This window comes from Thiomicrospira sp. (genome assembly GCF_014859555.1).
Lineage (GTDB): Bacteria > Pseudomonadota > Gammaproteobacteria > Thiomicrospirales > Thiomicrospiraceae > Thiomicrospira.
In genome coordinates, this window is record NZ_JACUTY010000060.1 from 1 (window position 1) to 12228 (window position 12228).

Genomic DNA, 12228 nt, shown 5'->3' on the forward strand with positions numbered 1-12228 from the left:
GTGTTTGGTGGACGTGAGTAGCGAAAAACGCCCGCAACCCGCTTGTATTACCCCAGCCAAAGACGGCGATGTGGTGGCGACCGATTCCGCCGCGTTAACCGAATTTCGCAAAACGGATCTTGAGTTTCTACTGGCGCGCCACCCAAACATTGCATTCGCTGTGAAGTCAACGGCTCCTGCCAGTTCCAAGAGTTGGTGTGTGAATATCAATTAGAAGATCGCTGGCCTAAATTGGAACGCGGCTCAGAAGAACATCCTGAACATCGTCTCACCGATCATACTTCGCCCAGTATTTAGCGTGACCTGTCTAAATGTATTGAATGTGGTTTATGCGCCGAAGCTTGTGGTGATGCGGGTCAGCAACAACACATTATCGGTTTTGCCGAAGGCGGTTCTGGGCGCATTCCGGTCACGGTGTTTGATACCAACTTTGCGGCAGATTTGACCATTATGGAAGAAGGCACTGAATTGTTAGGCCGCCTTAAAACCCAACAAAATCTACCGCTGTTAACGTCTTGCTGCCCGGGCTGGGTGAACTGGGTGGAAATTAATCGCCCCGATCTTTTAAGCCATTTAAGCACCACAAAATCCCCGCAACAAATGCACGGCGCACTCACCAAACGCGGGGCGTTCGCACGCTCGCTTGGCGCGGAGTTTGCGCAAGGCCAAGCCGAACCCTATGTCGTCAGCGTAATGCCTTGTACAGCGAAAAAAGATGAAGCCCAGCGACCAGGTGTATCGGGCGATGTTGATCACGTATTAACCACACGCGAATTGGCCCGAATGATTAAAGCCCGAGGCATTGCGTTTAATGCTCTGCCAGAAGATGGCGCGTTTGATAATCCATTAGGTGAAAGCACCGGGGCGGCGCAAATTTTTGGTGCATCGGGCGGCGTGATGGAAGCCGTGGTGCGCACCGCGGCGCATTTTATCGGCCAACAGGATAATATGCCGCTCGAATGGCAGCAAATGCGCGGTGTCGCACAAGGGGTTAAAACCGCCGACATACCTGGCGTGGGTAAGGTCGCGATTTGTAACGGCATCGCCAGTGCGCAAACCTTGTTTGCCACGGAAACTTGGCGCGATGAATTTGTCGCAATTGAAGTCATGGCTTGTGTGGGCGGCTGCCTGGGTGGCGGTAGTGAACCTAAATCAATGGACCCACAAGTATTAGAAAAACGTATGCAGGCTATTTATAGCATTGACGCCAACGCGCCGCGCAGACGTTCTTATGAAAACCCAGATATTCAAACACTTTATCAAATCGAGTTAAATCAACCTGGCTCCGAGCAGGCGCATGATTTATTGCATACCCACTATGCCGCTCGCCATTCGAAACGACTTTTATTAATGCGTTTTCTGGATTGTGTGGATCGGCGCGCCGGTCAAGAAGCGGCGGAGTTATTTCACCCCGACGCAACCTGGCAAACCGCTTCGCCCTTGGGCGAAATTAAAGGTCAATCCAATATTCAAGCCTTGATTGAACAACGTTTGCCGGCCAGACATTATGCGACCCACTATCAACGTCACAAAATGGCCTCGCGCGCTGACCCTGAAAATTTAAGCGTGATCACCCCAAGCGGAGAACTTTGTCGATTTCAGATTGAAACGCAATCGGTTCAATCCGGTTCGGATACTCTTTTATTAATCAAAAGCTTAACAAGAGAAGTGCTTTAATTCCAAATTTAACCACCAGGCCTGGTGGTTAATAAATTTTGCTTATACCCTATAAAAAAACCTAAGCTTGAAGCGGCTGGTACTTCAGGCACAATACGCATAAAAGTTTCTTATAAGGTTAATATAAATGGAAATATCGGTTTGGGCTGGCTGGATCGCTGGTATTGCGATCGGCCTCTTTGTTATCAGCCACTTTTGGCTATTAGGCAAACCCGCTGGTTGTTCAACTGGTTACGGTAACCTGTGTGGTCTGATGTGCCGCAAAATCAAATTCTTTCGCATGGGCGAATACAGCAATCTCAACAATTCTAAGCTTTGGTTTCTGATTGGTATTCCGTTAGGCGGACTCGTCTCAGCCCTAACCTCGGTAGACAGCTGGCATTTAAGTTTCGACATGGGCATGTACGATGCGATTTTGCCACAAACCTATTCAGCTAAAGCCATTTGGCTCATATTCGGCGGCATGTTACTGGGCTTTGGCGCACGCTTGGCAGGCGCTTGCACCACGGGCCACGCCTTAGTGGGTGGTGCCATGCTTAACCCACCGAGCTTATTAGCCGGCGTGGTGTTTTTTGGGAGCGCCTTGATTACCACCCACTTGTTATTTGGATTGTGATGATGAAAATCTTACAAAAAGTGAATATATTTGCCCTTATTATGGGCGGCTTATTTGGTTTTTTAATGAGCCGAGCCGGTGCGACCACTTATGACTATCACGCCAAGATGTTTTTGTTTATCGACTTTCAATTAATGGAAGTCATTGTCACCGCGGTCGTCGTCGCGATGATTGGTGTTTTCTTGCTCAAGAAATTTCAAGTGCATTCCATCGCTACCGGCGAACAAGTGGACTTTGTTAAAAAACCCTATCAGCAAGGTTTGATTTTGGGTGCGATGTTGTTTGGCATCGGCTGGGGCATGACCGCCGCCTGCCCAGGCACCATTCCGGCCATGATGGCCGAAGGCAAAATCGGCGCAATCTTCACCTTTGCTGGCCTACTATTAGGCACCATGGCTTATGGCGTGCTACAAACCTATATTCACCACGAACACCCCACAAAATAAAGCCTCAACAGGCAAGAGATAGGGTAGTGTTTCAATGCCTTATAACAATGCAAAAGTGACTTATACTAAGCGTTAACCATAAGATTGAGGATAGTGCATGGCAGAATGCTATATGTGCGAAAAAGAAGGAACTACTGTAGAGCATGTGCCTCCCAAGTGCGTGTTCCCTGAAAAAAAAGACCTACCAGAAGGGTGGGACCTGAGATCTCAACTTATAACTGTTCCTGCTTGCGACGATCACAATACAAAGAAATCGAAAGATGACGAGTACATACTTTATGTTCTTGCAATGAACTTGCCTGCCAATGAAGTCGGTGGCAACCATTTTCAAGCAAAGCTTATGCGTGCCATCGAGAAAAATCCAAACCTTATAAAACAATTTCTGAGCACTCATCAAAGAGTCACCGTCCAAGACACAGAAACTGGCGAATGGCAAAATACCATTGCTATAGAGATTAATCGGCATCGGTTTGATGGTGCAATTGATATGATGTCGAGAGCATTGCACTATAAGCACTTCTCTGAAAAGTGGCTTGGCAATGTATCAATCCAGCCGGATTTTTTGTTGTCCCTAGATCCAGAAACTGCCAGAGACACTAATGGACCGATAGAGCAGTTAGCTAAAGCGGCTGATCAAATCTTTGAGAACCAGCCATACTTCGGTAAAAACAAGGAGGTCTTCAAATATCAAGTGATAAACGGAAATAATCAAGGCGAAAAAATAATGAGGCTGAGCTTCTATAGCAATTGTAAAGTCACAGTGCTTTTTGGTCTAAATGGTTAAACAAGGTCAAGCACGGCGACGGCTTTTTCGTTGCGGCTTCGCCTCAACTAAGAAGCCGCGCATTTTGCGCGGCGTTAATTTACGGAGAGATAAGTAGTGGCAGTTGAGAATCTTCAGGATCTAGCTAAAGAAATCGTTGAGAATGGGGTATCACCGTCAGCTGTTCACTACGCCTACATTACTCTAGTGGCACTGGTATCTGCAGCATTAGGTGCATACTTTGGCTCATACTTCAAAAAACGAGGTGAAGAACAAGCCCTCAAGGATAGCTTTGATGATGTGGTTGGTCGGCTTAAAAGAACGACTCAATTGACTGAAGAAATAAAATCTTCGATTGGGATTGGGACTCTTGAGCATCAAATTAAGTTTTCGAAGCTTCACGAAAAGCGAATTGAGGTTATCGAAGGGTTGTATCATCGTTTGGTTGATATGGAATCGAAAGGCAAGGATTTCGTCTACCGTTCTGGACCTACATACGAACCTGGGCCTCAATTTGATGCTGCCAGCAAAGCTATTGATGAATTCATTTCGTACTCAAAACTCAACAAGTTTTGGGTCGATAAGGCGCTTTTTGATGAAATCGAATGTGTTGCGCTTAGACTAGATAAGATTATTTATGGTGCTACATTCCATTGTGGTATTAGCCCAGGTAATACAGCTCAGTTCACCCAGGCCATGAAAAAAAATAAGCAGATTGTAGAAGCTATAAATAAAGAGATTCCAGTTGCGAAAGAGAAGATCATCGAAAGTATCAGAAAGGTGTTGGAGCCTGATAAAAATTAACAATCAATTGCAGCGAACCAAAATTCAAATAAAAGAGTAAAAGAGTAATAGCCCTTATTGTTACCAATTTTACTTTTAGCATGCCTGATAGTCTCGACGACAGAGGTTAATGCCTTGGCGATGGTGGTACGGGTGGGCGTGCTGGTCTGGGATCGGGTATGGGCTTCATTCCTCTAGGCGCGCTATGATTAAGCTGGCGTGTTTTAAACAATTCATTCATACGCAAACCTTGATTCGGCTTTATTGACTGCCGCATTATCTGCGGCCAATCTTTCAGCCATGATCGCATTTCTATCCGATTTAGAATCTGCCAACCCTGCTGATCTTGCTGCAGTGCAAACAACTGCAATCCGGTGGGCGAAGTCTGTTGCAACCCTTCAACCTTAACCCCTTCCAACCACCAGCTATCGCCAACACGCTGAGGTTGGCCTTGAATTAATAGGCGTTGTGATTCGAGCCTTTGCGTTCGCATAACCGGCTCAACACTTGTTAAACGTGGAACCTTGTTTTCGGTTTTAAACTCTAATCGCACTAGTTGTCCTTGCTGCGGGTTTTGGGGAAGCTGGTTTGATTCCAGCTTTGTGCCAGCGGCTGTCCAGCTTTGGTCTGGCGTTTGGTTTAAAGTCGCTTCCACATAAGCCTGTTGACCTGGTTGTGATTCGATGCGTGTCGCATACCAGGCCTGGTGGTTTGCACTGCCAAAGCTGTTGATTCGCACAAATTCGCCCACCTTAAATTGATCCAAACCTTGCGTATGTTGATCATATTGAATGGTTTGACCCAGCACTTGGATGGTCTGGTTATCCGAATCAACATGGCTAACTGGTCCTTGAATCGGCCAAAATACTTCAACACGCTCGGCCAAATCGGTGTTTTTTCTTAATTTGACGCTAACTTGGTGGCCAATTTCGAGCTGGTTTAAATCAAACGCTTCGGCCTGACTTTGTACTTGGGTTTGCTGGTCTAATTTAATGTGTAGGCCATTCACCCAAATACTGCCAAAGCCGGTGACGACACCCATGACGCCGGTGCCGCCAAAGCCACTATCATTTATTAAGCCGGTACCGCCAAACCCCGAATCGTTTTTATCCGATGATGTCTGTAGGGCAAAAACGTGTTGGGAGGTTTGGGTGCTGGTTTGACAAGAAGTATTGAGCAATAGAACTAATATGCTCGCTATCAAACCAAAACGCTTTAAGTAAGGCTTCATTGTGACGCCTCCAATGGTGACTCAATCGAATCAATGTCTGATCGATACAAGTAGACGCCAAGATGGGCGCTAAATAATGTGTGCTCAGATTGGTCATCTTGTGCCAAAGCCTGCGCTTTGAGGTTGAAGTCTGAAAGTAGTTTCATGGAGGCCTGACGACTCCACTCATGCAAAATTTCGATCGACTCCGCCGAGAGCGTGTTGTAATAAACCGCTCGATCAAACATAACAGGCTGGCCTGGTTGTGCTTCAAGATTATGTGCAACCGAATTTAAATGTGCACTGAGATTTTTTTGGGCAAAAAATAGTTGTTCATCCTGATCTGCTGAGGGTACATAGGCTGTTTGAGTAAGGTGAACTTGATCATTTTCATCCAGCTGGGCAAAACCTCGCGTTATCCAATCATCTAAAATTGAGCGCGGATGCACATCCTTGGTAACGGATCGTACCAAGCCTTCAAAAGAGCTGTTTTGATCAGCCGACTCAACTCTCGCTAATGGTTTGGGCTGTCCATTTGAATCTAATAATGCCGGCTGACTTAACCAGCTAGAGACCAATTGAGCACCTATGCCGGCTTGCTTAAATTTAGCGCCTAATTCTGAATCGATATTTATACCCCGCAGGCGTTTAACCTCTTTTCTATTTAGCCCGGTTTGTACGCTAATTAAACTATCGGTCGGAACCTTGGCCTTGGCCACATTTTGTTCGGCTACTTGAACATAACTCGCCTTGACCAGCTCAATAAAAGCTGGATACGTCATACCCTGCTTCAGCAGCATACGAATTAGTGGTCGTAAAACTAACAACACCATTTTGATAAAAATTGAAGATTCCGAAGAAGTCACATTAAACATCCAATATAAGTTTTGTACTATGATACCAAAATAAAATTGACATGGGATAATTTCCCATATAGAGTTTAATTGGAATGGGAAATTATCCCATACAACAATTAATCACCAGGAGATTTAATTATGAAACTGCAACAATTACTCTCAGCAACTATTTTGTTATCCGCTAGTGCATTGACTTTTGCGTCTCCGGGCGCCAACCCTCAAGGCCCTCAAACACCTTCTGGTAGTGCTCAGCCTCAATCGCAACAACAAATGCAGATGATGCAACAACGCGTTGAACAAAACAGACAAATGATGCAGCAGCGCGTTGAACAAAACATGCAAAATATGCAACAGAAACGCTTGCAAAATCAAAATCGTGAGCAAACAAATCAGTTAGACTCCACCGAGTAACTCTGATTAGCTAGCCTCGGTTTTGGCTAGCTAACCTCTTTCCACACAGGATTTTATGTTTTATGTCGATTAAAAAACTAGGGCTGCTCATTTTTATGAGCTTGATTAGCGCACAAATTCAAGCCAACACCTATCTATCTACCGGCCTTTACCACTTAAACGGGCAAAATAATCTCACCGACCAAACCCCAGTCACCTCCTGGAGCCTGCCTGTCAGCTTATCGACTTATCAAAATAACTGGCAATATAGCGTATCCAGCTCATGGAACACCATTACAACCGAGCAAAACGAGGTTAATCAAAGCGTTAATGGCTTGGGCGATACCTTCTTTAGAGTCGGATACGAATGGTCACAGAACCCCTCTATTACCGGAGCAGCCCTATATAAACTAGCAACCGGTGATGCCGACAAAGGCTTGAGTACAGGGGCGGATGATTTAGGGTTTCAACTTCAGCTATACCAGCCCATCAAACAAAAGCAGTCTGTATTTGGTCACTTAGGTTACAGTTTTAATGGTCAGGTCACCGGAACCGATATACAAAATACCGTTTCTGCTTCCATTGGACTAGGGCATCAGCTGGATCCTAACTGGTTAGTGGCGGTATCAACAAGTTACCAGCAAAGCCAATATCAGTCACTAGACGATCAAGTATCTTTGGAAACGTCATTGAGTGTACAAATATCCCCGTTAACGAGCCTCGGATTATTTGCAGGACGTGACAATACGCAAACGACAACTCTTGGGCTATCCTTTAGCCGAAAACTTTAAATGCCGCTAAAAACAGGATTCGACTTTATTGATTTGTTTTTTAATAAAGCAGTTCGTTTTAGTTAAAAACGAACTGCTAGTGGCGGTATTTATTTGATTTTTCATAGCATTTAGCTAAAAAAGCCTTTGGCTTTTGCAGTATAATCCGCTTCTTTATTTTTAGTTAGTTTCTACAGGCTTTATACATGACCACCGATCATATTCGTAACATCGCAATTATCGCTCACGTTGACCACGGCAAAACCACATTGGTTGACCAACTTTTAAGACAATCCGGCACATTGGACGCACGTAAAGATCACGGCGAGCGCATGATGGACTCGAATGATCAGGAAAAAGAACGTGGTATCACAATTCTTTCGAAAAACACCGCCGTACTTTGGAACGGTTACCGTATCAACATCGTTGACACGCCTGGCCACGCCGACTTTGGTGGTGAAGTAGAGCGTATTTTATCGATGGTGGATTCGGTTCTATTGTTGGTGGACGCGGTTGAAGGCCCCATGCCCCAAACCCGTTTCGTAACTCAAAAAGCTTTACAGCAAGGCTTGAAGCCAATCGTTGTGGTCAACAAAGTTGACCGTGATGCGGCGCGTCCTGACTGGGTTGTTGACCAAACGTTCGATTTGTTCGACCGTTTAGGCGCGACTGATGAACAAATGGATTTCCCAATCCTATTTGCCTCTGGTTTCAACGGTTATGCCGGTCATGATGCCGATGTTCGCTCAGGCGACATGCAGCCGATGTTTGAAACCATCGTTGAGAAGGTTTCACCACCTAACGTTGATCTTGGTGGCCCATTCCAGTTGCAGTGTATTTCCTTATCTTATGACACCTATAAAGGTGTTATCGGTACCGGTCGTATCAAACGTGGTGCAGTTCAAGTAGGTATGCCAGTTGCGGTTGTGGATAAAGACGGCAAAAAGCGTAACGCGAAAGTCGCTGAATTATTTGGTTTTAACGGTCTTGACCGTGTAAATATTGAAGAAGCGCACGCCGGTGATATCGTGGCGTTCAGTGGTTTAGACCCGCTAACCATTTCAGATACTCTTTGTGATCCAAACCACCCAGAAGCTTTACCGGCTTTGACGGTTGATGAACCAACCGTAAGTATGACTTTCCAAGTTAACACCTCTCCATTTGTGGGTCAGGACGGTAAACTGCTTACTTCACGTCAAATCCGTGAACGTTTAGAAAAAGAATTATTAACCAATGTGGCGCTTCGTGTTGAAGACACTGAAGATGCGAACAAGTTCCGTGTATCAGGCCGTGGTGAACTTCACCTGTCAGTATTAATTGAAACCATGCGTCGTGAAGGTTTTGAATTGGGTGTGTCTCGTCCAGAAGTTATCTTTAAAGAAGTAGACGGTCAAATTCAAGAACCTTACGAAAACTTAACCGTTGACGTACCAGAAGAAAACCAAGGCACCGTGATGGAACAACTTGGTATTCGTAAAGCTGAAATGACGGACATGGTACCGGACGGGCAAGGTCGCGTACGTATCGACTTTATTATTCCTTCACGCGGTTTGATTGGCTTCCGTACTGAATTCATGACCGCCACCCAGGGTAATGGTTTAATTTTCAGCAGCTTCTCACATTACGGTCCTAAGTTTGAAGGCACCGTGGGTGAACGTACTCGTGGTGTATTGATCGCAATGGGCACTGGTAAAGCGCTAGGTTTTGCGCTTTTCAACCTACAAGAACGTGGTCGTTTGTTTATCGGTCACGGTGATGAAGTGTATGAAGGTCAAGTTATCGGCTTACACAGTCGCGCAAACGATTTAACCGTTAACCCACTTAAAGGTAAACAGTTAACCAACATGCGTGCATCTGGTACGGATGAGGCCATCGTGCTAACCCCGCCTATTCGTTTCAGTTTGGAACAAGCCTTAGAATTCATCGATGAAGATGAATTGGTTGAGGTGACACCACACTTCGTTCGTATCCGTAAAAAACATCTAACGGAAAACGACCGTAAACGTAATAGTCGCAGCAAGTAAGACTTAGAGATCATGAGTGCGCATCTCTATCCACCGATTGAACCTTTTCAACAAGGGTTTCTTGAGGTAGGAGATGGGCATCGTCTTTATTTTGAACAATCCGGCAACCCAACCGGCCAACCGATCGTGTTTATTCACGGCGGCCCGGGGGGTGGGTGTTCAGCTCGTCACCGTCAATTTTTTGACCCTCATTTCTATCGCATCATTCTTTTAGATCAACGTGGCGCCGGACAATCGGTTCCTCACGCCTGTCTTGAAAATAACACCACTCAACATTTAGTCTCGGATTTAGAACACCTGCGTTTGCATTTAAATATTGCAAAATGGATGCTGTTTGGCGGCTCTTGGGGCTCTACCCTGGCACTGGCTTACGCACAAAGTTATCCACAGTTTGTGCAGGCCTTGATATTGCGTGGTATTTTCTTATGCCGTGATCAAGACCTAGACTGGTTTTACCAAAAAGGCGCAAGTGAGTTTTATGCGGATTATTGGCAAGACTTCATTGCGCCAATCGAACAAAACGACCGCCACGCCCTTGTACAAGCCTATTACCGACTCTTGACAGGTTCTGATGAAGTCGCCAGAATGCGTGCCGCTGAGGCTTGGTCGGTATGGGAAGGTCGAACGTCTAACTTAAAAACCGACCCAAATGTAGTTCAGCATTTTGCTGATCCGCACCATGCACTGGCTATGGCACGCATCGAGTGTCACTACTTTATCCACAAGGCGTTTTTACAGCCAAATCAACTGCTCGATCACGCCCATAAAATCGCACATATACCAACCGTTATTGTGCACGGACGCTACGATATGGTGTGTCCAATTAACCAAGCTTTTGCTTTAAAAAACGCATTACCTAAGGCCGACCTCATTATTTGTGAACAATCTGGACATTCTGCATTTGAAGATGAAATCAGCCATGCACTGGTGTCTAGTACCCATAAATTCAAAACCTACTTTACTTTGTAATAGACTGCAGGCCTGGTGTTTAATAATCTGGGATTAGATAAATCTGGTTCGTCAATTAGAATCAAATTACGTTATACTTCAAACATTCAAGTTAAATGAACCTATGGTAAAGTCATTAATGCATGTCACATTAATGAAAAGGACAAACGGATGAGCCAACCACTCAATTTCAAAACTTTAACCCATCTAAAAAGTGTGATTGGCGACAGTTTGGCGCCCATATTAAGAACCTATTTAGAGATCACGCCACCTTTGGTGAAAGAACTTGAAGCCGCGATTAAACAAGCCAATGCGGCAGAAATTAAACGCCATGCGCATACCTTAAAAGGCAGTTCGGCTAACATTGGCGCGATAGACTTGCCCAGCTTATGTTTAGAAATGGAAGGTTTAGCACGGAATGGCGATGTAAAAAAAGCGGAAGCCTTGTATCTTAAAGTTAATCAGGCTTATAGAGAGCTTGAAACCGCTATTGAACAGTATTTAACCACTCAACCTAACTGAGGTTCGTCACATGCAATACCAGATTACGCAAAGTGAAGCGCATCGCGCAAAAAACCCCCATCACATTTTTAATCTCAATATTTTGCTGACACATTTGTTTTTATCCCTCTCGATTTTAAAAACCAGTGGTGAGCCATTGATGTTCATTTTAATCCCTCTTATTTCCGTACTGGTTTTAGGTTATATCTATTTCAATGGTCAAAAAAAGCGTGAAACAGACAGCTGGTTTATAGCAGCAAACTGGGTTCTAGCTTGGCGACGTGGCCGTATATTAATTGCAAGTTATATTGGTGCTATTATTATTGTTGGAGCGTATGAACTGGTGCAGTTCATTATGCCTGGTGGCTTAGCGATGAATGACTTTTCAGACGCAGGCGGCTCAACCCCCATTTTTGAAATCATCACGATGTTTTTTGGTGGTGCTTTGATATTTTTTGCGGTTTTATTTACGTTCTTGCAAACCGGCATTTCGGTTTACGATGCCAGCAAAGGCATCATTGATAAGAAGATTGCACAATACATCCCGCGTGATGAAAATTCTAACCCAGAGATCGGTGAATTTAACGATCGGCCAGAACGACAACAGGAACCTTCTTAAATGAAAAATCGTCCACTCTATTGGGTTGTTGCCCTTACTATTGTTCTGTTTTTTGCTCTGCTGTGGTTAGCGCCGACAAATCATACCGATGTCAACCAGGCTCAACTGCCATGGAACGCCAGTTACGATGAACAAGGCCAGTTACACGCGTTAGGCCTGGTGCTGAATCAATCGACCTTAAAAGACGTCACCGAACTCTATGGTCGTGACATTGAAGTTAAACTGTTTGAAATGCAGGACGGCAGCAAAAGTGCCGAAGCCTACCTTGGCTCGGCTTATATCGGCACCATTCATGGCGCGCTGGTGATTAAGCTGGCCTTAACAGAGCAAGAGCTAGAGCAGTTTTATGATCGTGGCGCACGCACCACGATTTCGAAACAAGGCGCACGCCAAATCCAACTGAATAATGCCGACACCTTGGCCTTGTTTGAGTTCCCGATTAACGAAGTGACACTGGTTCCACGTCGAAATTTAAGCAGTGAATCGATTGTTAAACGGTTTGGTGAAGCGCATGAAGTTCAAGAATTAGAAAATGGTTTACAACGTTGGCTATACCCGCAAATGGGTTTAGAGTTAGTTTTGTTAGAAGGCAGTAACGATATTCTGCGTTATCGCCAAACAAAC

General features: G+C 45.0%; 15 protein-coding genes. 13 read left to right on the forward strand and 2 right to left on the reverse strand.

The window, feature by feature from the left end:
- The 6 genes from IBX48_RS08860 to IBX48_RS08885 form a co-directional block, all read left to right on the forward strand.
- On the forward strand, nt 1-214 hold a 214-nt coding region (locus IBX48_RS08860; RefSeq protein WP_296833404.1), incomplete at its 5' end, for a hypothetical protein.
- A 200-nt stretch (nt 215-414) separates the two neighbouring features.
- The gene (locus IBX48_RS08865) at nt 415-1677 is read left to right on the forward strand and encodes a [Fe-Fe] hydrogenase large subunit C-terminal domain-containing protein (RefSeq protein ID WP_296833407.1); all 1263 of its coding nucleotides are present in this window, start codon (nt 415-417) and stop codon (nt 1675-1677) included.
- A gap of 127 nt (nt 1678-1804) precedes the next feature.
- Entirely contained in the window at nt 1805-2293 is a 489-nt protein-coding gene (locus IBX48_RS08870; protein WP_296833411.1) for a YeeE/YedE thiosulfate transporter family protein, read from the forward strand.
- A complete protein-coding gene (locus tag IBX48_RS08875; protein WP_296833415.1) occupies nt 2293-2739 on the forward strand; it encodes a DUF6691 family protein in 447 nt (148 codons plus the stop codon). The genes IBX48_RS08870 and IBX48_RS08875 overlap by 1 nt, the downstream gene beginning before the upstream one ends.
- 97 nt (nt 2740-2836) lie before the next feature.
- A complete protein-coding gene (locus IBX48_RS08880; RefSeq protein ID WP_296833418.1) occupies nt 2837-3523 on the forward strand; it encodes a hypothetical protein in 687 nt (228 codons plus the stop codon).
- A gap of 96 nt (nt 3524-3619) precedes the next feature.
- Complete coding sequence (locus IBX48_RS08885) at nt 3620-4306, forward strand: hypothetical protein (protein WP_296833420.1); 687 nt, start codon at nt 3620-3622, stop codon at nt 4304-4306.
- A gap of 106 nt (nt 4307-4412) precedes the next feature.
- On the opposite strand, the gene IBX48_RS08890 is transcribed toward IBX48_RS08885, so the two are convergent.
- Nucleotides 4413-5516 carry a DUF5666 domain-containing protein gene (locus IBX48_RS08890; protein ID WP_296833423.1) on the reverse strand — a complete coding sequence of 368 codons (1104 nt, stop codon included), beginning with the start codon at nt 5514-5516 and terminating at the stop codon, nt 4413-4415.
- Complete coding sequence (locus tag IBX48_RS08895) at nt 5513-6361, reverse strand: DUF6502 family protein (RefSeq protein WP_296833426.1); 849 nt, start codon at nt 6359-6361, stop codon at nt 5513-5515. The genes IBX48_RS08890 and IBX48_RS08895 overlap by 4 nt, the downstream gene beginning before the upstream one ends.
- A 129-nt stretch (nt 6362-6490) precedes the next feature.
- Here IBX48_RS08895 and IBX48_RS08900 point away from each other — a divergent pair, with 129 nt between their 5' ends.
- The 7 genes from IBX48_RS08900 to IBX48_RS08930 form a co-directional block, all read left to right on the forward strand.
- Complete coding sequence (locus IBX48_RS08900) at nt 6491-6763, forward strand: hypothetical protein (protein WP_296833429.1); 273 nt, start codon at nt 6491-6493, stop codon at nt 6761-6763.
- A gap of 62 nt (nt 6764-6825) precedes the next feature.
- Nucleotides 6826-7533, forward strand: a complete 708-nt coding sequence (locus tag IBX48_RS08905) for a hypothetical protein (RefSeq protein ID WP_296833432.1) — start codon at nt 6826-6828, stop codon at nt 7531-7533.
- A gap of 185 nt (nt 7534-7718) precedes the next feature.
- Nucleotides 7719-9536 (forward strand): translational GTPase TypA, encoded by a 1818-nt coding sequence (typA, locus tag IBX48_RS08910; protein WP_296833435.1) that lies wholly within the window; start codon nt 7719-7721, stop codon nt 9534-9536.
- Between the two features lie 12 nt (nt 9537-9548).
- Entirely contained in the window at nt 9549-10505 is a 957-nt protein-coding gene (gene pip, locus IBX48_RS08915) for a prolyl aminopeptidase (RefSeq protein WP_296833440.1), read from the forward strand.
- Between the two features lie 150 nt (nt 10506-10655).
- Nucleotides 10656-11006, forward strand: coding sequence for an Hpt domain-containing protein (locus IBX48_RS08920; RefSeq protein WP_296833443.1), 351 nt, complete (start codon nt 10656-10658; stop codon nt 11004-11006).
- Nucleotides 11007-11100: 94 nt separating this feature from the next.
- The gene (locus IBX48_RS08925; RefSeq protein ID WP_296833446.1) at nt 11101-11604 is read left to right on the forward strand and encodes a hypothetical protein; all 504 of its coding nucleotides are present in this window, start codon (nt 11101-11103) and stop codon (nt 11602-11604) included.
- Nucleotides 11605-12228: hypothetical protein (locus tag IBX48_RS08930; RefSeq protein WP_296833450.1), on the forward strand; the 624-nt coding region annotated here is incomplete at its 3' end. It abuts the gene before it with no gap.

Coding starts and splice junctions, on each gene's coding strand:
- IBX48_RS08890 (WP_296833423.1), bottom strand. CDS start 5,516: ATGAAGCCTTACTTAAAGCGTTTTGGTTTGATAGCGAGCATATTAGTT.
- IBX48_RS08900 (WP_296833429.1), top strand. CDS start 6,491: ATGAAACTGCAACAATTACTCTCAGCAACTATTTTGTTATCCGCTAGT.
- pip (WP_296833440.1), top strand. CDS start 9,549: ATGAGTGCGCATCTCTATCCACCGATTGAACCTTTTCAACAAGGGTTT.
- IBX48_RS08920 (WP_296833443.1), top strand. CDS start 10,656: ATGAGCCAACCACTCAATTTCAAAACTTTAACCCATCTAAAAAGTGTG.
- IBX48_RS08880 (WP_296833418.1), top strand. CDS start 2,837: ATGGCAGAATGCTATATGTGCGAAAAAGAAGGAACTACTGTAGAGCAT.
- IBX48_RS08905 (WP_296833432.1), top strand. CDS start 6,826: ATGTCGATTAAAAAACTAGGGCTGCTCATTTTTATGAGCTTGATTAGC.
- IBX48_RS08870 (WP_296833411.1), top strand. CDS start 1,805: ATGGAAATATCGGTTTGGGCTGGCTGGATCGCTGGTATTGCGATCGGC.
- IBX48_RS08875 (WP_296833415.1), top strand. CDS start 2,293: ATGATGAAAATCTTACAAAAAGTGAATATATTTGCCCTTATTATGGGC.
- typA (WP_296833435.1), top strand. CDS start 7,719: ATGACCACCGATCATATTCGTAACATCGCAATTATCGCTCACGTTGAC.